The organism is Bacillus sp. FSL K6-6540 (genome assembly GCF_038007545.1).
On sequence record NZ_JBBOXH010000001.1, the window covers coordinates 3197973 to 3219513 of the forward strand.

The 21541-nt window shown below is 55.3% G+C and carries 13 protein-coding genes; 10 read left to right on the top strand and 3 right to left on the bottom strand.

The features are described 5' to 3' along the window. Positions 1 to 12 precede the first annotated feature (12 nt). Complete coding sequence (locus MHH82_RS14305; protein WP_015735037.1) at positions 13 to 480, top strand: SMI1/KNR4 family protein; 468 nt, start codon at positions 13 to 15, stop codon at positions 478 to 480. 121 nt (positions 481 to 601) lie between these two features. Here the strand turns inward: MHH82_RS14305 and MHH82_RS14310 are convergent, their stop codons facing one another. Next, a complete protein-coding gene (locus MHH82_RS14310) occupies positions 602 to 2587 on the bottom strand; it encodes an alpha-amylase family protein (protein ID WP_340966342.1) in 1986 nt (661 codons plus the stop codon). A gap of 134 nt (positions 2588 to 2721) precedes the next feature. Here MHH82_RS14310 and MHH82_RS14315 point away from each other — a divergent pair, with 134 nt between their 5' ends. After that, on the top strand, positions 2722 to 3618 hold the full coding sequence (locus MHH82_RS14315; protein WP_251495251.1) for a helix-turn-helix transcriptional regulator: 897 nt from the start codon (positions 2722 to 2724) through the stop codon (positions 3616 to 3618). A gap of 140 nt (positions 3619 to 3758) precedes the next feature. Beyond that, positions 3759 to 6068 (top strand): helix-turn-helix domain-containing protein, encoded by a 2310-nt coding sequence (locus MHH82_RS14320; RefSeq protein ID WP_340966344.1) that lies wholly within the window; start codon positions 3759 to 3761, stop codon positions 6066 to 6068. Between the two features lie 15 nt (positions 6069 to 6083). Here the strand turns inward: MHH82_RS14320 and MHH82_RS14325 are convergent, their stop codons facing one another. Next, positions 6084 to 6242, bottom strand: a complete 159-nt coding sequence (locus tag MHH82_RS14325; RefSeq protein WP_186326412.1) for a hypothetical protein — start codon at positions 6240 to 6242, stop codon at positions 6084 to 6086. A 260-nt stretch (positions 6243 to 6502) separates the two neighbouring features. On the opposite strand from MHH82_RS14325, the gene MHH82_RS14330 reads away from it, so the two are divergent. The 7 genes from MHH82_RS14330 to MHH82_RS14360 all read left to right on the top strand — a co-directional run bounded on the left by MHH82_RS14330 (position 6503) and on the right by MHH82_RS14360 (position 20120). Continuing rightward, entirely contained in the window at positions 6503 to 7528 is a 1026-nt protein-coding gene (locus tag MHH82_RS14330; protein WP_340966347.1) for an ABC transporter permease, read from the top strand. A gap of 15 nt (positions 7529 to 7543) precedes the next feature. Next, positions 7544 to 8428, top strand: coding sequence for a carbohydrate ABC transporter permease (locus MHH82_RS14335; protein WP_036663260.1), 885 nt, complete (start codon positions 7544 to 7546; stop codon positions 8426 to 8428). 36 nt (positions 8429 to 8464) lie between these two features. Then, on the top strand, positions 8465 to 9991 hold the full coding sequence (locus tag MHH82_RS14340) for an ABC transporter substrate-binding protein (protein ID WP_036663258.1): 1527 nt from the start codon (positions 8465 to 8467) through the stop codon (positions 9989 to 9991). A 130-nt stretch (positions 9992 to 10121) separates the two neighbouring features. Next, on the top strand, positions 10122 to 13895 hold the full coding sequence (locus MHH82_RS14345; protein ID WP_340966350.1) for an Ig-like domain-containing protein: 3774 nt from the start codon (positions 10122 to 10124) through the stop codon (positions 13893 to 13895). A gap of 121 nt (positions 13896 to 14016) precedes the next feature. Continuing rightward, the gene (locus tag MHH82_RS14350) at positions 14017 to 14703 is read left to right on the top strand and encodes a hypothetical protein (protein ID WP_145036127.1); all 687 of its coding nucleotides are present in this window, start codon (positions 14017 to 14019) and stop codon (positions 14701 to 14703) included. Beyond that, a complete protein-coding gene (locus MHH82_RS14355) occupies positions 14696 to 18913 on the top strand; it encodes a glycoside hydrolase family 2 protein (RefSeq protein ID WP_340966354.1) in 4218 nt (1405 codons plus the stop codon). Before MHH82_RS14350 ends, MHH82_RS14355 begins: the two co-directional genes overlap by 8 nt. Positions 18914 to 18959: 46 nt before the next feature. Continuing rightward, positions 18960 to 20120, top strand: coding sequence for a glycoside hydrolase family 88 protein (locus MHH82_RS14360; protein ID WP_445661964.1), 1161 nt, complete (start codon positions 18960 to 18962; stop codon positions 20118 to 20120). A gap of 134 nt (positions 20121 to 20254) precedes the next feature. Here MHH82_RS14360 and MHH82_RS14365 read toward each other — a convergent pair whose 3' ends face one another. Next, positions 20255 to 21484, bottom strand: coding sequence for a cytochrome P450 (locus MHH82_RS14365; protein WP_015735048.1), 1230 nt, complete (start codon positions 21482 to 21484; stop codon positions 20255 to 20257). Between the last annotated feature and the right edge of the window lie 57 nt (positions 21485 to 21541).

The window sequence follows — 21541 nt, forward strand, 5'->3', positions numbered from 1 at the left end:
GGAGTTTTCGAAATGTATGAACGATTGGCTGAGAAACTGGAAAGCACGACAGCCGTGAAATGGTTTCCCGGACGCGGCGCGAAAGAGGAATGGATCGCCGAGGCAGAAGCGGAGCTGGGATTCAGCCTGCCGCCTTCCTATCGCTGGTGGCTCAAGAATTACGGCAGTGCCACGTTGAGCGGGACGGGCATTCTCATGTTAGCTCCTCCGGACGTGAGGGAATATACCGATACGGATATTCTATACATACATCGCCTGAATCAGGATGATGAGGAGTGGCGTGAGCAATATCCGCACAGACTGGATCTGTTCGTGCCGGACGAGGACGAGCTGTATTTTTTCGATACGTCCGCCAAGGATGAGCAGGGGGAGTTCCCTGTCATGCGTTATGATCTCATGAACGATTTGATCGAGGAGTATGCTCCGACATTTGCAGGATTTTTGGAACAATTGATTGACAAACGCAGTTCAGTATATTGAACACATAACATGAAAACCTGCAAAATGAACCGATATGATGTGAACAGCCGCAGTCTCCAGACTGCGGCTGCTTGTATCATATGGAAGAGTTGTTCCCTCATCATGAAGGCAAGCATGTTGTTTACGCCAGTTCCAGCACAACCATTTGATGATTATCCAGATTGGGAACCGTGTAGTTGATCTCCCCCTCACTCCCAATGGTGTATGGAAGCTCATCCATCGAGGGGGCCAGATAGACCCGCCGGATCGAAGGCACCGCAGGGAGGCGCAAGCGGACGGAAACGTCCCGCAGCGGCACGATGTCCTCGATGACTTCAACGCGCCCCTTCAGGACAGGTGAAGCATAGAGTAGGTGATTAATATAGCGGTTTTCTTCCTGCTGATACTGCAGCGTCGCGATGCCTCGTGCCGGCAAATCGCAGCGCAGAGTAGGCTGCGGCAGGAGCCGGTCGATCGCATGCAATACCATCTCCTTCAGAATGAGATGGCCGTTGTCCGCATAGTCGCCGAACACATTCCAAGCGATGTAGATGCCGTTTGTGCTCTCGATCATGCCCGGGCCGCCGTCTTCTCCGGCGCTTGGCGTGTGCTGATGCGAGCAGAACGTGAACACATCGCGGTTGAAGTACGGATTCTCCCGGCTGCCCAGCGTTCGGCCGCCATTCAATTCAACCAGCTGTCCTTCACCGTACATTACGAATGATGCAGGCATGAGAGGACCGGGAACAAAGTCCGGGCGGAAATAAGACGGACGGTATGGGCTCTGGCCTTTCCAGTTCAATCCGAGATCCAGCGTAAACGCGTCGCCTGCCGCATTCAAACCCGAACGACCCGAGGCAAGAACTTTTCCTCCACCCGCGGTGAATGCACGGATATCCTCTTCCAATTCGGGCCATATTGGCACCTCGTCCGGCAGTATCAGCACGTTGTAGAGGCTAAAATCAGCAGTTGCATCCACGATGTCGTAAAGGTAGTGCCCTTCGGTCAGGATGCGTACCGCACCGGCATCCGCCAGGTTGTTCCGGTCATCCGACTTCCGTGCTTCCGGACAAGCCTCCCAAGCAGCCTCCAGCGACAGGACGGCGATGTCCGCCACGGAAGAGGTTGCGCTGCACCAAGGCTCCTTCGCTTCCACCTCAGCATAGGCTGTGCCGATCAAGGCGTAGGTTGCTTCATCCATGAGACCCGAAGGATGAAGCTGGTCGCCGATCGAGCACTTGGCGCCGTGGGCGAGACTGAGCGCCGTTTCGAATCGCAGCGCGTTCGGATGCTTGTAACCGCCGAATTCGCCCCAGGAGGTATGGAATTTGCCCGTCATGCCGAGATAGTCCATGCCTAGCGTCTGGGCATAGCGTGCGGACAGCGGAAAGTGATCGTAACCCCAGCCACCGGTTGGAAGCGATTCGAGTTCCAAATGGCTGTTGACTTGAGCAAGGTCGCGGCGGCCGCGACGCTGATGGCCGCTGTTATGGAAGACCGGCAGACCGGGTTTGATCTCATCGATCGTTTCTCTTACGCGGCGGGCATAGTTCAGGTAGGTGGATTCGCCTAACGCGGCAACGGCAGCTTCATCGCGAGGGTCATGACCGGCTGATCGCAGCGCGGCCACGCAATGCTGGCACCGGCATTGACGGATTCCGACGATGTCAAGGAAAATGCCGTCCGCATCATACCTGGAAACTACCTCGCGGATCTGCGCCAGCAAGATGTCCAGGTAAGGCGTGTTGAAGCAAAATTCATGGTAACCGGGCGTCATGAAATCTTTTGCCCAGCGCGTACGGTCTTCCGCGTCGCGGATCAGCCATTCGGGATGGCGCCGCGCCAGCTTTTCGTCCAGCCCCGCGGATAAGTACACCGGCGTCTTGACGCCGATTTCATGGGCAGCCGAGATCATTTCGCCCAGCAGATCGAATGTGAGATGCGGATGTATTTCATTAGCTTCGCTCGGGTGATATGCCCAGCCGTGATGGCATTTTGAAAACACCGTGATGGAATCGACATGCCCGGCACGCAGCATGTTCTGAAACTGGGGTTTTGAAAAACGGCTTCCGATGCCGGCAATGGCCTCGGATGTATGGAAGTCGAGATGGACCTGACGAAAACGCATGCGTAAACAGCCTCCTTAGTCGCTTTATGGAGCGGTTTCTCGTGATCAAATGTACCTCTTTTTCATGCGGGCAACCAGTGATAATATAGACTTTGATTAGCACAAAATGAACTTGCGAAAAGGAGGGGGTGGCTGTGCTGTGCTTAGAATTCGCCATACCGCCGCTGCCGCAATTCGTTACGGCCGGACATGCCGTATGGAAGCCGGGAGACAGGCATTTCGCCCGCACCTTCGACGTTTATGACCTGCTTCTGGTCACGAAAGGAACGCTCTATATGACGGAAGAACAGACGGAGTATGAGGTCGGCGCGGGAAAGCTGCTGGTGCTGGAAGCAGGACTGGCGCATGTCGGGCACCGAGCCTGCTCTGAGCACACGGAGATTTATTGGGTGCATTTCATTCATGGTCATCCGGCTGCGCACATCCGTCGGGAAGAGATTCCCTGGTCGAACCTGCTGTCCAAAGGCACGGTCGAAGACGTTGAGCCTTCTACGCAGCAGCGCATGTACTTGCCGAAGTTTGCGCCCTTCGAGGTGCAAAACGTGGAGCCGATGCTGCGCGGATTGAACGATATCCACAACAGACTGAACGGGGAAAATGCGCTCCAGCTACACCTTTTGCTGACCGAGCTGTTTGCCGCGCTGCAGGCAGGCTGCGCCCGGACGTCCGAGCCGGAGCCTTCCGTCCGGCTGGCCCAGGCCGCCGCAGCCTATTTGAACGAACATTGGAAGGAGCCGTTTGAACGGGCCGCGCTGGAGGAAAAGCTCCACTTCCAAGCGAGTTATATCGCAAGATGCATGAAGAGGCATATCGGCAAAACGCCACTGCAGTACGTGCTGCACCTGCGCCTGGAGGAGGCCAAGAAACTGCTTGGCGGCACGGTGCTTGGCATTTCCGAGATCGCGGAACGCGTGGGAATCCGCGATTCGAACTACATGACGCGCCTGTTTACCGCCAAGGTTGGCATGACGCCAGGTGCTTATCGGCAGATGCTTCGGCAGAAGAGGGATGGCGATGGGCGGGTCACCTGAGCAGCCCTGATCATACGACGATACCCAGAGATACGGTCAGTGCGTATCCAGTACAGGGTAATATTTCGAAAATGCAGATTGACAATGAAAATCCCGGCGGCTTATAGTAAAGCCACCTAAACTTGCAGGAGAGTGGTCCCATGAACTTGCTGCAAACCCTCCGCTCTCGCAAATATTTGCAGCGGATTATCCTGAGCTTTATGCTCGTCGTTGCCATGCTCGCCATAGCCTCCCTCTTTCTGAACGCCGCCGCCCGTGACAAAGTGTTGAGCCTCCAGCATGAGGCCGACGTCAAGCTGCTCACCCAAATCAACTACAACATCGAGAACATGAACGGGATCGTGAAGGATTTGGCGGTATCGCTGTATAACGACGAAGAGCTCATCGCACTGAAATCCGGGGCGGATTATAAGCAGAGCATTCTGAAGATTGAGCGTTTGAACCGCACGGTTGCTGCTTCCCCGTACTTGCACGCCGCCGTTTTTTATAACGGCAAACAGGGCCGTTTTTTCTCGTCGCTGAGCCATGATATGGATACGCGCGTCCTTTACGGCGCACTGGAAGATTACATGGACGCTCGTGCGGACCTGCCGAAGCTGCAGCTCATTCCGCTCGACCTCGACGGGGAGAACGAAGGCATCGACGTGTTCGCATTTTTCATATATGATGGGCCGAGCCTCGGTTCCGTCAATCGGAACGTGCTGATCTTGACCGTGAAGCCGGGGTGGATGCTGGATAATGTGAAAGCGCTTAATCGGGTTGCCGAACGGGAAAACGACGTCCTGTTCGTTACGGACGGCAATGGTCAAGTGCTGATGGCGGGCGACCGCAAGCTACCGCCCGGGCTGGACATCAAGAGAGATTTACTCGGACGGATGGGCTCGGCAAACCATGCACCGGACTCCTTCATCCATCAACAAGGCGATAAGAAATATAAGGTCACCTATTTAAGCAAAGGCTTAAACGACTGGCAGATCATCAGCCTTCAAGACTATGACGACGTGCTGGGCAGCGTCCGCCAGATGCGGTGGACGGAAATGGCCGTGACATTGTCCGTGGCCATGCTGGCTTTGCTGCTGTCCGTACTGATTTCGCTCCGGCTATACAAACCGGTAGGACGCCTGCTTACGCTGGTGCCCTACGATGGACGTGGGGACGCCAAAGCCAAGGATGAGCTGTCCCTGATCACGGAGAACGTAACGGAAATGATCGGCAAGCTCAGAGGATTGGAACAGGAGCGGGCCACGCAATGGAATATCGCCAAGTTATATCATCTGCGGAGCCTGATCGGCACAAGCGACAGCATGGACGAAGAAGCGTTTATGCGGATGAAGGAGCAGTACGGGATCGATATCGCGCATCCGTCGCCGCTTCTGCTTGCGCTTGTGCAGCTCGACGACCTGCAAAGCCAGGTCCTGCAGCCGGTCCCCCGGGCGGAAGAGCTCTATTCCTTCGCCATCGCGAATATCGGCCAGGAGCTGCTGCGCCATGGCGGCTCCTGCGAAGCGGCGGATATGAAGAGCGGCCATCTCGTTTTTGTTGTCGGGGGCGATTCCGGTCACCTCGAGTCCTTGCACGAACGCTTCCGTGAACTTCAGCAAACCATTCTCCGCTTCTATCGGATTACGTTCACCGTAACGCTAAGCGATACCTTCGAGGATTATCGCGAGCTTACGAAACATTACAATCTGGCGCTGCGGCATTCCAACTATCGCATGATATTCGGTAAGGGCGCCGTGATGCGGCCGGAGATGATCCGCAGGAACGAGCGGAACGAATCGCTTACCATTCCGAAGGAACTGGAACGCCGGCTGACGGAGGGCTTAAAGGGCGGTAATCCGGAAGAGACGGAGCAAGCCATTCGGAGCTGGAGGGAGCATCTTGCCGAGTTTAGCTTTGACGGCATGTTTTCGGCGCTGCTGCATTTGACCATGACGCTGAGCCATACGCTCGGTGAAATGAATAATAACAACTTGAACCCGGTGTCGGTCAATCTGCAGGCGATCAACCGCCGCATTCTCGAAAAAGAGACGCTGGACGAGATCGAGTGCGTGCTCCTGGACGTCGTGCGGGAGGTGTTCGAACAGCGCAGGAGCGGACGCGAGGATAAAAACCGGCTGCTTGCGGATACCGTCAAGGAAATGATCGATAAGCATTATGCCGATCCGGACCTCAACGTACAGAAGATCGCCGATATGCTGAAGATGAGTTCCGTCTATTTGGGGCAAGTGTTCAAGGCTCAGGAAGGTGCGACGGTAGTCGACCAGATCAACGCGACTCGGCTTGCCCGTGCCCAGCAGTATCTGGAGCAGCAGCAATTGACCGTGGCCGAAATCATGGAGAAGGTAGGCTTTGGCAATGAAAGCTATTTCTATCGGCTGTTCAAGCGCCGGTATGGAACGACCCCGAAAGAGTACCGCCTGAAGTGCGCCATCGAGCGCAGTACTTAAATCGCACAGGTTCCATCAGACCCGCAGGCGAGTGTTGCCGTTTGCGGGTTTTTGCCATGCCGTGCTCCGACAATGATATCCATTCGAATGCGGGCGAACCGGCAGATTCGATACAAGCTGCGAGCCCCCATCGACCAGTTGGATCAACGCGTAACTGAAAAGTACTGTCTCCACTGCCTCCTGCACCTTGGGCATCGTATCGATGATGGGAGAACGGTGTTCCCTTAACGCAGGCAAAGCCCTAAAATTCTTCAAGTGCAGCAATCTTGGATCTATACAGCCGGCTGTACAGCATTCCGAAATCCCTACAGTCCGCCTGTACAGCAATCCTGAAATTGTACAGTAACGGAAAGTACCGCTTTTGAGCTATCGTTAAACGTGCAAAGCCTGGAACGCAGGCAAGAAGTGCACAAGGAAAGGAAGGGGCTTTCGCTATGTTGAAGAAGTTACCACTATCGGGCTCAATGGGCGCGGAACCGGCGAACCGACCGGGAACCGGTACCGACCCGGATTCAGAACCAGTCGGCACTCGCCCAAAAAAAACGGCGCTTCGCAGGGAGCTTCGCCATTTTCGAAACAACCGCGAGCTGTTTCTTTTATCCCTGCCGGGGATTCTGTACAAGCTGATCTTTGCCTATATTCCTTTGGTGGGATTGATCATCGCCTTCAAGCATTACCGCTACGATCTCGGCATATTCGGCAGCGAATGGGTAGGTCTGGAAAACTTCCGTTATTTGTTCTCGACCGATACGGCTTGGCGGATCACACGCAATACCGTGCTGTACAATGCCGCATACATTGCAGCTACCACCGCCGCTGCGCTGCTGTTGGCCGTTCTGATGAACGAGCTCAGGGCGAAATGGAGCAAATTTTATCAGACCGCGCTGTTCCTGCCCCACTTTCTATCCTGGGTGCTGGTCGGATACGTGGCCTATGCCTTCCTGAACCATTCCGACGGTTTCATAAACCGCACCTTGCAGATGTTTGGCATGGATCCGATCAGTTGGTACCAGACGGCCGAGGCATGGCCGGCCATTCTCATTCTTGTTCATTTATGGAAGGCAGTCGGCTTCAACACGCTGATTTATTTTGCGGGCATCATCGGCATTAACAGCGAGTATTACGAGGCAGCCCGGATCGACGGTGCGACGAAATGGCAGATGGCCATGAAAATTAGCATCCCGCTGTTGGCCCCGCTGGTCATCATTCTGCTGATTTTGTCCATCGGCAACATGTTCCGCGGCGACTTCGGACTGCATTATTTCATTCCGAACAACTCCGGCTTCCTGTACGGATCCACGGATATTATCGATACGTACGTGTACCGTGCGCTTCGCGAGATCGGTAATGTCAGCATGTCGGCCGCCACAGGCTTCTATCAGTCGGTTGTCGGTTTCGTGCTCGTGCTGGCGGCGAACGGAATCGTGCGCAAAATCAACCCTGAGCATTCCCTGTGGTAAGAAGGAGGATACCCGATGCCGAAGAAGTTCGAACTATCCAAAATGTTAATCCATCTGCTGTTCATCCTGCTATCGCTGGCCATCGTCCTGCCGTTTCTGCTCGTTGTCGCGGTCTCGCTGACGGACGAAGCGTCGCTTACCGACAAAGGCTATCAGTTTTTTCCAGAAACGTTCAGCCTGGAGGCTTATCGCTATCTTCTCGACGCACCCGACATTTTGCTGCGGGCATACGGGGTCACGATCACGGTGACCGTCATTGGAGCGCTGGCAGGCCTTCTGCTCACCGCGATGACCGCATACGTCATCTCGAGACCGGATTACCGCTACAAGAGGGTAACGACGTTTTACGTGTTTTTCACGATGCTGTTCAGCGGCGGGCTCGTCCCTTCCTATATTCTCATCACCCAATACCTGCATTTAAAGGACAGCTTGCTTGCACTAATCCTGCCGGTTCTGCTCTCTCCCTTCAACATCATGGTCATGAAGGGATTCATGTCCAAAATTCCGCTTGAAATCGTGGAATCCGCCAAAATCGACGGGGCAAGGGAGCTGCGCATCTTTTTCCGGATCATATTGCCGCTATCCACGCCGGCCTTGGCCACGCTGGGTTTGCTTATCTCGTTCACGTACTGGAACGAATGGTTCAACGCCATGCTGTATATCGACGATCCCGACAAGGTGCCGCTGCAGCTGCTGCTTGTGCGAACGCTGGGCAGCATCGAGTTCATAACCTCCAATTCGGAATTTTCGCAGCAGCTGGGCATCGATTTATCCAGCTTCCCGAACAACTCGGCAAGAATGGCGATCGCCGTGCTGGCCGGCGGGCCGATGCTGATCATCTTCCCGTTCTTCCAGCGGTTTTTCGTGAAAGGGCTTACGGTTGGCTCCCTTAAGGGTTAACATATATCAACCAATAAACGTTCAGGAGGTCATGTCATGAAAAAAAGATTATTCGGATTGCTCGCGGTCATCATGATCGCCATGTCCGCGCTTGCCGGCTGCGGAGGCAGCGGCGGGAAGAGCGATTCGGGCAGCGGAACGACCGGCACGCAAGGATCGACACCGGAGGCGAGCGGCGCTAGCGGGCTTGAGCCCGCAGAGCTGACTTGGTATTATCCGCTGCTGCAGCTGCAGCCGGACCAGAAGAAGGTCGAAGAGGAGATCAACAAAATCGTGAAGGAGAAGTTGAACGCCACCGTCAAGCTGATGCCGGTCGCAATCGGGGATTACGTGCAGAAGATGAACACCGTACTGGCGGCGGGCGAGAAATTCGATATTCTGTGGACCGGTTACATGCTGAAACCGGAAGAGCTTGTACGGAAAGGGGCCATACAACCGCTGAACGGGCTCTTGGATGAGTACGCGCCGCAGCTGAAGACGGATGTCCCTCAGGTGATGTGGGATGGCCTCTCGGTAGACGGGGAAATTTACGGCATCCCGAATCAGCAAATCAACGGGTCAAGATACGGCTTTATCGTGCAGAAGCGGTTTGCCGACAAATACGGCTTGGATCCTTCCACAATCAAAACGATAGCGGATATCGAACCGTTCCTTGAGCAGATCAAGCAGAACGAGCCGGGCATTATCCCGATCGGCCTGTTCGGCGGCTCGTTTGTCAACCCGCAGGCGCATGACGATCAATATTGGGTCGTTCCGGGGCTTGACGATCATTTCTACATCAAGACCGATGACCCTTCCTACACGTTGCATCGCTATCCGGAGGAGGAGCTGGACAATTTCCGCCTGGCCAGCAAATGGTATAAAGCCGGGTACATCCACAAGGACGCGGCCACGGAAAAAATGACCGACTACCAATCCAAGGGCCAGATCGCGGTCGAGTTTGACGTCACATTGAAGCCTGGGGTCGAGGCAGAGGTCAAGCCGAAGAACGGCGGCAACGATGTCATCATCATCCCGCTCAGCGATTGGTTCTCCAACGGTTATTCGGCAACGACCAACCAGTCGATCAGCCGCACTTCGCCGAATCCGGAACGGGCCATGATGCTGCTCAATCTGATCAACACCGATAAGGAGCTCTACAACCTGATGATCAACGGCTTAGAGGGCGTGCATTACGAGAAGCTGAGCGGGGAGTATATCAAAGCGATGCCGGATTCCAGGTATCGTCCGAACATGGATTGGGTCTTCGGCAGCGTCTTCAATTCCTACCTGAAGGAAGGCCAACCGGAGAACATATGGGAGGAAACGAAAAAAATCAACGAAAGCTCTGAAATCAATCCGGTCGGCGCCTTCAAGTTCAATTCCGAGCCGGTCAGCACGGAAATCGCGAACCTGAATGCCGTATGGGGCGAGTACAAACGGGGACTCGTGACCGGCACGCTCGATTTCGAGGAGACCTGGCCCGTTCTTTACGGCAAGCTGAAGGAGGCGGGCGAAGATAAATACGTGGAGGAGGTGACGCGTCAGTTCGAGCAATTCCTGAAAGATAAGGGCTTGAAATAATCGGTCAGTAAGCTTATAGACGGATGGAGACGAAACGGGAGAAACCTGCTGCCCGGGTGGGCTTTGACGACACTGCGCACGGCGCAGACAGAGCTGGCCGGATTCCACGATGGAGGAAGGGGAGCGATTTATGAAGAAGCTTGTGCTTGCGGCACTGGCGGCAAGCCTGTTATTTGCGCTGTATCCATTTCTGCCCGCCGCCGAGACGGCGTCGGCTTATGGAAATCCGCACGGGACGGCTTTTTACGTAGCCTTGGACGGAAATGACTCGAACAAAGGGACGATCAACAAACCGTTTCGAACGTTGGAAAAAGCGCGTGACGCCATTCGGGCGTTGAAAGCGAAGAAAGGGCTGCCTCGGGGCGGCGTCACGGTCTATCTTCGGGAAGGCCGGTACGAGCGCGCAGCCAGCTTTGAGCTGGGTTTGCAGGATTCGGGGGAAGCGGGCAAGCCGGTAACCTATACGGCTTATCCGGGCGAAACGGTCATCTTGTCCGGTTCTAATCAGCTGGAGAAATCCGCATTCGTTCCGGTAGCCGATCCTGCCGTACTGAACCGGATTATTAGCGAAGAAGCAAGAAACGAAGTGCTGGTCGCCGATCTGGCCGCCCTCGGCATTAACGATTACGGCGAGATGAGCCGGCACGGTTATTACTTGGCCAACGATTTGAGCAAGGTGCCGCCGATGGAGTTGTACGTGGGCGGGCAAGGGATGACGCTGGCACGCTGGCCGAACGAGGGAACCGTCCAAATGGACGAAATCCTCGATCCCGGACCGACGCGGAAAGATCCGAACGGGGAGGTCCATACAAGAGGCGGGACCTTTACGTATACGTATGACAGACCGCAATACTGGACACAGGCGGACGACATTTGGCTGGATGGCATTTTCGGCTACAGCTGGGAATGGTCCTACAACAAAATCGCTTCCATCGACACCGAGGCCAAGAGCATCACGCTCCGGTACGGGGAAATGAGCGGCATTTTCAAAAATTGGTACCCGGATTTCCATTTCGCGCAAAACCTGCTGGAGGAGATCGACATGCCCGGCGAGTATTACATCGACCGCCAGGCCGGAAAGCTCTATTTTCTGCCGAACGCCGAATTCATGACCGCGAATCCTTCCATTGAAGTGACGATGCTGAAGACGCCGATGATCAATGCATTGGATGCATCCCATATCGATTTCTCGGAGCTGATCCTGGAGAACGGGCGCGATTCGGCGGTCGTCTTCATGGGCGGAAGCCATATGCGCGTCCTCCATAGCGAAATTCGCAACTTCACCAACAGCGGCGTGCTGGTCAACACCCAGAGCCGGTTTCATTATAACGACTTTACGGGGGTTCCCGGAACAGACCACACGATCGAGTTTACCCACATCCACCATATCGGGGGAACCGCCGTCACGCTCACCGGAGGCGACAAGACAACGCTCGCGCCGGGCAACAACGCCGTGGAGAACTCGCACATTCATGATTTTGCCTATTATCATAAGGCTTACAATCCGGGCGTCCTCTTGTCCGGAGTGGGCAACCGCATGTCGCACAACGAGCTGCATGATGCTCCTCATCCCGGTGTGCTGATCTTCGGCAATGATCATCTTGTAGAGTACAACGACATTTATGACGTTTGCAAAACCTTCTCGGATCTCGGCGCCATTTACATGAACGCGGGCGAAACGCCGCAGCAGCGGGGCACCGTCATCCGCCGCAATTACTTCCATAACATCGGCGAAGCCAAGCCCGGCGTGGAAGGGGTATATCCCGATAACTTCACGATGGGATTGAAGATCGACGAGAACATCTTTTATAAAATGGGCAACTCGGCGATCAAAAACAACGGCGGCGCGCATATTTTGACCCGCAACAATATATTCGTGGACAGCAAGATTCCGTACGACTACGCGGATTTGTTTCTCGGCGACGAGCCGGACGATCAGGTTCCGCTGAATTACATGCCGAAGTGGGAGGCGCTGTTCGAGGCCAACAACGACTTCATCGGGACGCCATATCTGTCCAAATATCCGGAGCTGGCAAACTTTTTCACGGAAAACCGCTTTTATCCGGACACGAACACGTTCCACGGCAACGTCGTATACAATCCGACAGTTCCGCGAAGCTCGACAACCAACGCGGAAGGTGCGTACGACAAATTCAATCTGGTCCAATATGCGGATAACTGGGTTACTAACGAGGATCCTGGTTTCGTCGATCTGGCAGGAGGCGATCTGTCGCTGCGTCCGGATGCGCAAGTATTCCAGGCCATCCCCGGCTTCCCGGATATTCCGTTTCACGAGATCGGCATTAACGGGAAAGCAGGTACCACGAGCAGTCCGGACAGCTATCCGGTGCAAAACGTGGTGGTCTATGACAACCAAATCACGGTAGATCGTTGGAAAACGGTGAAGCTGCGCACGGCGGTCCTCCCATGGAACGCGGATAATCCGAAGCTGGTCTTCACGTCGGCCGATCCCGGTGTCGCCACGGTCGATACTAACGGCATCGTCACGGGCCAGGCGGTGGGCCAAACGGTCGTCACCGTGGCGTCGGCGGAGAATCCGCAGCTCACGGCGGCGGTGGACGTCATAGTCGAAGCCGGAGACGGCGTCATGGATTTCACCAATTTCGAGTCGGGGGCGAACGGCTGGCCGCAGGATGCGAACCGCAGCATCGTCAAAGAAGGCGACAACCGCTGGTATAAGATACTGAACGGCGCTACCGCACTCAGCCAGAAAACCTTCACCGAATATGAGCTGAGCTTCAAGCTGAAGACGCCCGAGTCGATCAGTGAAAACGCAACGCTGTACGTGTTCGATCGCCAGGCGGGCAGCGGCTCGACCCGCGTCGGTTACAAAACGCGTCCGGACGGATCCTCCTCCTGGCTGCTGTATAATGCAGCCTGGACCGTGCTGCGCGAAGAGAAGCTCCCCGGCCACGACCTGCAGCCAAACACGGAATACGAGATCAAGGTGCTGGTCAGAGGCGGCGATATCAGCGTATACGTGGACGGCCAATTCCGTCTTAAGGCAGCCGATCCGGGCCATAACGCGGCAGGCAAGGTCGGATTCTATGTCAACAACGTCAGCCACATGCTGTTTGACGACATCCGGTTCAAGGCGCTGAGCACGGAGCTGGCCGGTATCATACCGTCCGAGCGCGATATACGGCTTGCCGCCGGCGAGCAGCATCAGATGCAGGTAACGTTCGATCCCGTGGATACCCCGGATACCGGCATTGCTTGGCAATCCGCCGATCCATCCGTGGCGGAGGTAAGCGATACGGGCGTCGTCCATGCCGTATATGAAGGACAGACCATCATTACCGCAGTGTCCGTCGTCAATCCGCTTATCAAGGCGGATATCGCGGTGACCGTTTCGGGCATCATGCACGAAACCGACTTCGAATCGGGCGGCAACGGCTGGCCGGTAGACCCGAACCGCAGCATCGCGGCGGATCCGGACGGCAATCGCCGATACAAAATTTTGAACGGTGCCACGGGTCTGCTGGACCGCGTCTTTGAATCTTATGTACTCGAATTCAAGCTAAAGACCCCGTCGTCGATGCCGGAGGACGGAACCTTTTATATTTTCGACCGTCAGGCGGGCAGCGGTTCGACCCGAATCGGCTATCGATCACGGGCGGACGGAACCTCGTCATGGATCCTCTACGATTCGGCATGGCAGAAGATCGCCGAGACCCCTTTGCCGACTCGCGACTTATTGCCGGACACGGAATATGCGGTCAAGGTCGTCGTGAAGAATGGGGACGTCGCGGTTTACGTGAACAACGAGCCAAGACTTGCCGCTACGGACCCGAATCATCAGCCTTCAGGCAAAGTGGGCTTCTATGTCAGCGGATTCGATTATATGCTGTTTGACGATATCCGCTTCTCGGTGGTGCCATAAGATATGCGGCGTGTCCTCCCGGTATCAGGGGGGGCCGCCTTTTACTATCGCAAAAGAAAGCTTCAGCTTCTTGAAATTGAGACATCCTGTAACATCAAAAATTGACAACAGGAGGTGCTGCATGCCATTCATGCAACGATGTTTATATAGGGCCGAGGAAATCGGGGGAAATATCCGTTCCCGGTTTCGCGGGGAACGGTATATTCAAGCGGTCGAAGATGCGATGAAGCGGGAGGGCGTATCCCGATTAAGTTTGTTTGCGGATGGAAGCCGGTTGTTTCTTTATTATGAATGCCGTGGTGAGCAGGTCCTACCGGAAATTCTGCTGCCGGAAGCCAATTCGTGGCTGGCCGTTTGGCCGGGAGGTGGATTAGAACGACGATGGGCGGCCATGACCGATATTTTTCATTACCAAGCCCCCGCTTCGGAGCAGCATTGGGAACGCAGGAATAAAGACAGCGTGCCGTATGGAAGGATCGCCCGGCTGAAGCCCGAGGAGACGGCCAGCTACGTGTACTGTCATTATCAGTACCAGGAAGAACGGCCAGGCGATGGAGACAAGTACGGGATCATCGGCCTGCATGAGAATATGCTCTTCTTCTACTCCGAGCTTCCCGCTACGCTTGAGCCAGCGCCCTACAAGGGAAAGCTGAATACTTCGCTCCGGCCGGATGATTGGGCGGCGGCGATGGATCCGCATTTTATCAAGTGGGAGGAGGCGTCGAGCGGACAGGAGATCTGGCGGGAGCTGGAGCTTGTACGGGAAGTGCGCATCTCCGACGAAAGGCAGGGTACAAAGCATGCGTAACCGATGGTGCCTGAACGGAGAGTGGGACTTCATGCCGCTGTACGATCAGCCGCAGCGCCGGCAGCTTCCGGATGAGATCGTCTACGAGCCGGAGCCCGTCCGAGTTCCTTCCAGCTGGAGACGGTCGTACGAGCAGCCAAACGGCAGAACGTTCGGCGAAATTCACGAGCACGGATATGCTCCGATGGATCTCTACAGCTATCCCAAGGCGTGGGACGCCGCGGAAGCGGGCGTTCTGCACCGTTGCTTCCGGATTCCCGAACACATGGCCGGTCAGCGGATCGTCCTGCGGCTGGACGGCATTATGCAAAAAGCCGTCCTATTTCTCGACGGGGCGGAAGTCGCGGTTTGGGAGGACGGCTACCTGCCGCTGCGGCTCGATATCACGTCGAGCGTAGCGCCGGGCCGTGAGCATCATCTCCATGTCCTATGCGGGAGCTTCGACAGAGTGAAGCTGCCGTCCGGCATGGAGAAAGTGACGGGATTGACAGGTTCATGGTTTGGCAATGTCGCCAGAGGGATATGGCAGGATGTCTATCTGGAAAGCTACCCGGTTCTTTCACTGGAGGATGTAACCATTTGCACGTCTGTGCGGAAGAAGCGCTTGGAGCTTGCGGTCATCGCCGGGACGACAGAAACGGCTGCGGCTCTTGGGCCGATCCATGTGAGGCTGAGCGTGCGGGAACTTGGCGTATTGCGACAGGATGGAGAACTTTCGGAGGCAAGGGATGCCGATTCGTCAGGCAGCGGCATCCATCGATATGGGGCTCAAGATGCGAAGCCGCAGCAAGCTCAGGGGCGTGGAATTGAAACGGAGAGGCACCTCGTGGAGAGAAGGACAGGAGGCAGATCGGAAGCCGAAGACAAGCTGGCCGTTCTGGTCCTCCTGGCGGAGCAGCTCGCTGAACAGGTCGATCCCTCGGCTGTTGGGATGCTTCGGTTGTGCGAGAACGAACGCGTCGGAGCGGTTTATCGCGCCTCCTTCACCCTGGATTGGCAGGACGCCAAGCTGTGGAATCCTGACACGCCATTCCTTTATGTCGCGGTGCTTGAACTTGTAGCAGGTGAGCAGGTTCTCGACCGGCGCGAAGAGGTATTCGGTTTCCGCGAATTTTGGTGCGAAGGTCCTCAATTTATGCTGAACGGGATCCCGATCCATCTTCGCGGCGATTCGTGGCATTTTCAAGGCGGACTCCAGCAGATGGAGACGTATATCCGTAATTGGTACCGGATGTGCCGGTCTGTCGGAATCAACAGTATCCGTCTGCATGCCGAACCCTATCCGGAAGATTATGTGCGGATTGCCGACGAGGAGGGCATGCTGATTATCGACGAAACGGCCATATACGGATCGGGCAAATCCATGCTCGCCGACCATCCCGAATACTTGGCCCATTGTCGGTTGCATGTTCAGCGGCTCGTTCGGCGCGACAAGAATCATCCTTCGGTCATCATGTGGAGCTTGCAGAACGAAATGCGCTGGGTAGACGGCCGGGACGGCTACAGGTCGCAGATTCCCGGCTTCATGGAGGCAATGCGCGAACTGGATCCAACGCGGCCGATCATCGCAGAAGGGGACAATCGGCTGCTGTCCAAAGCGCATACGGAAGTGGAGAGCCGTCATTACAACATCGACGGCACCATTGCTCAATGGGACCGTTCCATCCCTTTGACATTCGGCGAACACGGCGGATGGTGGTACATATGCCCGCAGAACGCCAGCATGTACGCAGGGCTGCAGGCCTATCGCGGTACGGACGAAAGCACGGCCGGGCTGGCGCACAAGGAACGCCTATTCGTGGAGTATGCGCGGCGGCAAGGCGTCTCGGGCATAGCCACGTTTAATTTCGCCCATTATTTCATGCGGTCGATGCCGGAGAACGACGTCGCAGCTCCGCCGTTGGAACCGGGCTTGCCCGGCGTAAGCCCCAAGAAGATCCCGGCCTATTCGCTGACGATCAACAACGGTATGCTCCCGGATCATCCGATGTATCTTCCTAATCCGGCTTTCGCCATCATGGCGGAGGCGTTGAAGCCGGTTACGATGTTCGCGGCCGAATACAACGGCTGCTTCTTCGACGACGCGCCCATCTCGCGCAGCTTTGACGTCTTCAACGACACGCTGTCCGCACAAGACGTGCGGATTGAATGCGAGGTCATGCAAGGGGAGACGATCGTGCTGGATCGTATCTTCACGTTCCGTCAAGAGCCGGCCGAGTCCAAGGCCTTTGAAATCACGTGGATTCCCATCCCCGTGGATACGGAAGGGACGGCGCTGCTGAAGGCCTCGCTGTTTCATGGCGAGCGTCTGATGTTTGAGCTGCGCAAGGAATACCGGCTTGTGCCGGGAAGCTTGCTCCATGATCCTGTCGAAGTCGGCCGCCCGGCGGCTTACTGGGGTTCTGAGGAGGATTATATCCGGATCCGCCGGCTTGTACCCGGCTGCGAACGGGCGAACCGCGACGCGATCGCCTTGCTGTCGTCCGATGATTTGCTGATTATTGGCAGCAATGCGGAGGATCCGGACGGCAGGCTGGAAGCGGAGCTTAAAGCCTTCGTTGCAAGGGGCGGACGCCTGCTTCTGCTGGAGCAGACCGGCCTGTCGCTCGGTCGGATTACGCTGTCGCGCAGGCCTTTTCTGCGCGCCCATGCCGGGGATTACCGTCATCCGGTGCTGAAGGGCTTGAGCGACAAGGATCTGATGTTCTGGCACGAGGAGCTGCGTGAAGAAGGGCCGTTGCCGATCATACGCGCCGCGTTCGAAAAGCCGGTCCATGGCGATTTCACCCTGCTGCTGGAGTGCAGCGCCGGCGATTTCGGCGACGGGGGGGATCTTTGGTCGCCGCTGCTGGAATATCGGAGCGGAAGCGGCATGTTTCTGGCCAATCAGCTGGAGATCATGGCCAATCTAGACCGAGTACCGCAAGCCTGTCTGCTGCTGCGCAACCTGCTGGCTTATGCAGGGCGGGCCGAGGAAGCTGCCGTCCCGGCCATGCGGACGGCAGGAGCGCTGGTAAGCCCTGGCGGGACAGCGGCAGCGTTCCTCGACCGACTTCGGCTGCGTTATAAGGTGCTGGATGCCGCAGCGGTGATAGGTGAAGCTGCGGAGCGCGAATCCTCCGAGCCATCATTTGGCCTGCTCGTGGCCGAAGCCTGCCTGCTTGGGTCGCCTGGCGCTGCTGAAGCCGTCAAGCGCTATGCTGAAACCGGCGGGCATGTGCTTGTCCTGCCGGCGGACAGCAGTCAGCAGGACACGCTTGCCCGCTTGTTGGGCCGGCCGGTACGCGTGGAGCCGCACGAGGCCTACCATCTAGCGGCAGATTACTCCCACGACGCCGTGCGCGGCTTTAGCCCGGTTGATTTGTTCGGCTTCGATAAAGTGTTCCTTTCGCCGCGTGATGTCGTGAACCGGCCGCTGGCCAGCGATCGGCTGGAAGTGCCGGGCACGGCGGATGTGTGCGTAAGCATCGAGGGAACTGCCTGGAAGGATTATTTCGTGAATGGTTACACATCCGAATACAGCCGTCTTGCGCTGGTTGAAATCAACTGCAGGAACGCTCGCCGACCCGGTGCTTTTCTCGTTGGAAAGAGGATAGGGGCAGGTTCCATTCTCTGTTCGCAGCTTCTGACTGATCTTGACAGTGACAAAGCGCTGCGATTGTACACTCGTCTGCTCGCCAATCTGGGCGCTGCCTTCGATGACCGCTTACTGGTGAGCGAGAAGGCTGACGGCGCATGGGCCGTGGAAGCGGTAATGGCGCTGTCTTGCCCGCCTTACGTCGATTTCGAAGCCATGAAGACGTATTATACCGATCCCGAATATTCGCTGAATAATTTGGGAGAAAGCCTGTACGGCTGGATGCAGAAAAAAGAGCGGAGGTCCGAGGACGGGAAGATGCGGATCTCCCATGTCGCGAATGAGCCATGGTTCTTGAGCTGTTTCGTACAGGTGCCTGATGGAACCGAGCCGTACCGCAAGGGATACATGAGAATCCAATCGGATGTACCGTACGCCATTTTTTTGAACGGCGAGTTTATACCTGAGCCAGAGCTTGAGCTTGCCCTGAAGAGCGGCCTTAACCGGCTGGTCGCGATCGTCCATGGAAACGGCGGGAATATGGACTTCGGTATGGTCATTCTGCACGCGGATGGATCGTACATGAAAGATCTGGAATACCGAATGACCCTGGACGAAGTCGAGCCGAAATAGCGGTGAGAATGGAAGAGCGGGCTCTGTTTGGATGGAGCCGCACCAAATGAATAAGTTATGGGAGGGCAAGATGGACTGGAACGCTGTCATAGAACAAACCTTGCATACAACCAAAGCGAATATCGCCCGGTTTGAAGATCGGTTTCCGCATTTCGGAAACGGAAACGGCAAATACCAACTGGTGGATCATACGGATTGGACGGAAGGATTTTGGCCGGGAATCCTGTGGCTGAGCTGCGAGTACGGTCAGGATTCCTATATCCGTGAAGCTGCAGTCCGATGCACGCATTCATTTCAAGCAAGATTAGCGGAGCATAAAAATCTGGATCATCACGATATCGGTTTCTTGTATTCTTTATCTGCACTGGCGCAATGGATGGTTGAACGGGACGAAGCGGCCAAGATCACGGCTCTTCAGGCGGCTGATGCGCTCATGAGACGATGGAGGCCCACGCTTCAGCTTATCCAGGCGTGGGGCCCTGAACATGACCCCCAAAACTGCGGCCGGATCATCATCGACTGCTTGATGAATTTGCCTTTGTTGTGCTGGGCAACCGAACAGACCGGGAGATCGGCATATGCCGAAGCCGCCCGCATTCATGCTGACAAAAGCCTGAAGTTCCTGGTTCGCGGCGATGCCTCATCCTATCATACCTTTTATTTTGATCCCGAATCGGGGGATGCCGTGCGCGGAGGTACCCATCAAGGATTTCAGGATGGTTCGACGTGGTCGCGGGGGCAGGCATGGGGCATATATGGATTCGCGCTGGCCTACCGTTATTTCGAAGAACCGCAATATTTGGACACGGCGATTCGAATGGCGCGTTATTTCATCGACCGCCTTCCAGATGATCATGTCGCCTACTGGGATTTCGACGTTCCTCCAACGGCACTTACGCCTAAAGACAGCTCTGCTTCTGCGATTGCCGCTTGCGGGATGCTGGAAATCGCCGACCAGCTGTCAAGCGATGATCCCCGCAGGGAATTTCTCCTTGATGCCGTTCGGCGTTCCATGGATTCCATGGTACAGGGATATTTTACGAAGGGTAATCCGGACGAAGAAGGCTTTTTGCGGCATGGTTCGTATTTTGTCAGAGGGGGAATTGCGCCGGACGATTTTGTCATCTGGGGCGATTATTTCTTCCTGGAAGCGCTCATGCGTTTAAACAACGGGCGGCCCGGTTACTGGTATGAACCCAAGAGGTAAAAAAGCAATAGAATGATTTGCTAATAAAGTGAGAGACCCTGTCATTTCAGAAACAAGCAGGGTCTCCCGATATTATAAGCCCTTGCTGTGCAGGGCTTTTTTTGATGTACCAAATAAAATGAGACAGGTCAGCCTTATCGATGAACACGGATAGGAAGCTGAGTCAACATTTGTCCTGCCGCAGAAGGACTCAGGTTATCTTCCAGTTTAAATTCAGGAACGGGTTCAATGCGCGGGAAGAAATCCATGAACCTGCTTATCGCAATATTTGCTTCCAGCCGTGCCAGCGGAGCACCCAGGCAGAAGTGAGCGCCATTCCCAAAGGTTAAATGTTTTTTGTTATTGGTACGGTGGATGTTCAAGGTGAAGGGATCCTCAAATACCTCTTCATCCATATTGGCAGCACTCATCCAAGCGACGACGAGATCCCCTCGTTTCATATCTACGCCGAGTACATGATTGTCCTGTTTGACGGTTCGATCCATTTTTGCAATGTTAAACCGATAACGCAGCATTTCCTCGATGGCATTGGGAAGGAGCTCGCGGTTAGCCTGGATTTCCCCGTAAATTTGGTTGTTGTCATATAAGAAGGAATAAAACGTATTAGCTAGCAGATGAGTCGTCGTTTCAATGCCTGCACCCAGGATAAACATCGTCGTTCGGACGATCTCATCGTCCGATAACCGATCCCCGTCCACCTCGGCTTGAATGAGGTCGGAGATGATATCGTCCGCGAGATTGGCTCTTTTTTGGACGATATGAGGATAGAGATAGTTGTAATATTCCTTGGCAGCATGACGTTTCAGTTCTTGTACATCTTCCGAATGGTTTTTGGGCAGGGGAAGGAACAGATGGTTTACCCACTCCTTGAATAATAACCGGTCTTCGGAAGGGACTCCGAGCAGATCCGCTATGACGATGGTTGGCAGCGCACTGGCATAATGTTGGACGATATCGATGACATGGGCGTCTCCCATTTCCTGCAGAAGCTGGTCTGCAATCTCTTGAATGCGCGGCTCCCAGAGCTTCAAGCTGCGAGGGGTGAAAGCGGCGGATATCAAGGCACGGCTTTTTTGGTGTTCCGGGGGGTCTGATTGCAGGTTGATTTTGCTCATTTTCTGGCCTTCGTCATTATCGGCTCCAACGCTGATCATCGTCCGCGTTCTTACACTAGAGAAATATTCATGATCCTTGAGAACCCTCTTGACGTCATCGTACCGGAAGACGTTCCAGGTTTGGGTCGCCTGATTATAAACGATGGGCTCATGCTGCAATTTGTGTTTGTACCATTCATAAGGATTGAATTCTTCGATCGGTGAACGGAATTGCGTGATTTCCTCTAAGGAGATGATCTCATGATTCATTACATTCCCTCCAATGCTAGTGTAATATAACATATGTTAATTTAACATATAGTTATA

Coding starts and splice junctions, on each gene's coding strand:
- MHH82_RS14305 (WP_015735037.1), top strand. CDS start 13: ATGTATGAACGATTGGCTGAGAAACTGGAAAGCACGACAGCCGTGAAA.
- MHH82_RS14310 (WP_340966342.1), bottom strand. CDS start 2,587: ATGCGTTTTCGTCAGGTCCATCTCGACTTCCATACATCCGAGGCCATT.
- MHH82_RS14320 (WP_340966344.1), top strand. CDS start 3,759: ATGAACTTGCTGCAAACCCTCCGCTCTCGCAAATATTTGCAGCGGATT.
- MHH82_RS14330 (WP_340966347.1), top strand. CDS start 6,503: ATGTTGAAGAAGTTACCACTATCGGGCTCAATGGGCGCGGAACCGGCG.
- MHH82_RS14335 (WP_036663260.1), top strand. CDS start 7,544: ATGCCGAAGAAGTTCGAACTATCCAAAATGTTAATCCATCTGCTGTTC.
- MHH82_RS14340 (WP_036663258.1), top strand. CDS start 8,465: ATGAAAAAAAGATTATTCGGATTGCTCGCGGTCATCATGATCGCCATG.
- MHH82_RS14345 (WP_340966350.1), top strand. CDS start 10,122: ATGAAGAAGCTTGTGCTTGCGGCACTGGCGGCAAGCCTGTTATTTGCG.
- MHH82_RS14350 (WP_145036127.1), top strand. CDS start 14,017: ATGCCATTCATGCAACGATGTTTATATAGGGCCGAGGAAATCGGGGGA.
- MHH82_RS14355 (WP_340966354.1), top strand. CDS start 14,696: ATGCGTAACCGATGGTGCCTGAACGGAGAGTGGGACTTCATGCCGCTG.
- MHH82_RS14360 (WP_445661964.1), top strand. CDS start 18,960: ATGAATAAGTTATGGGAGGGCAAGATGGACTGGAACGCTGTCATAGAA.
- MHH82_RS14365 (WP_015735048.1), bottom strand. CDS start 21,484: ATGAATCATGAGATCATCTCCTTAGAGGAAATCACGCAATTCCGTTCA.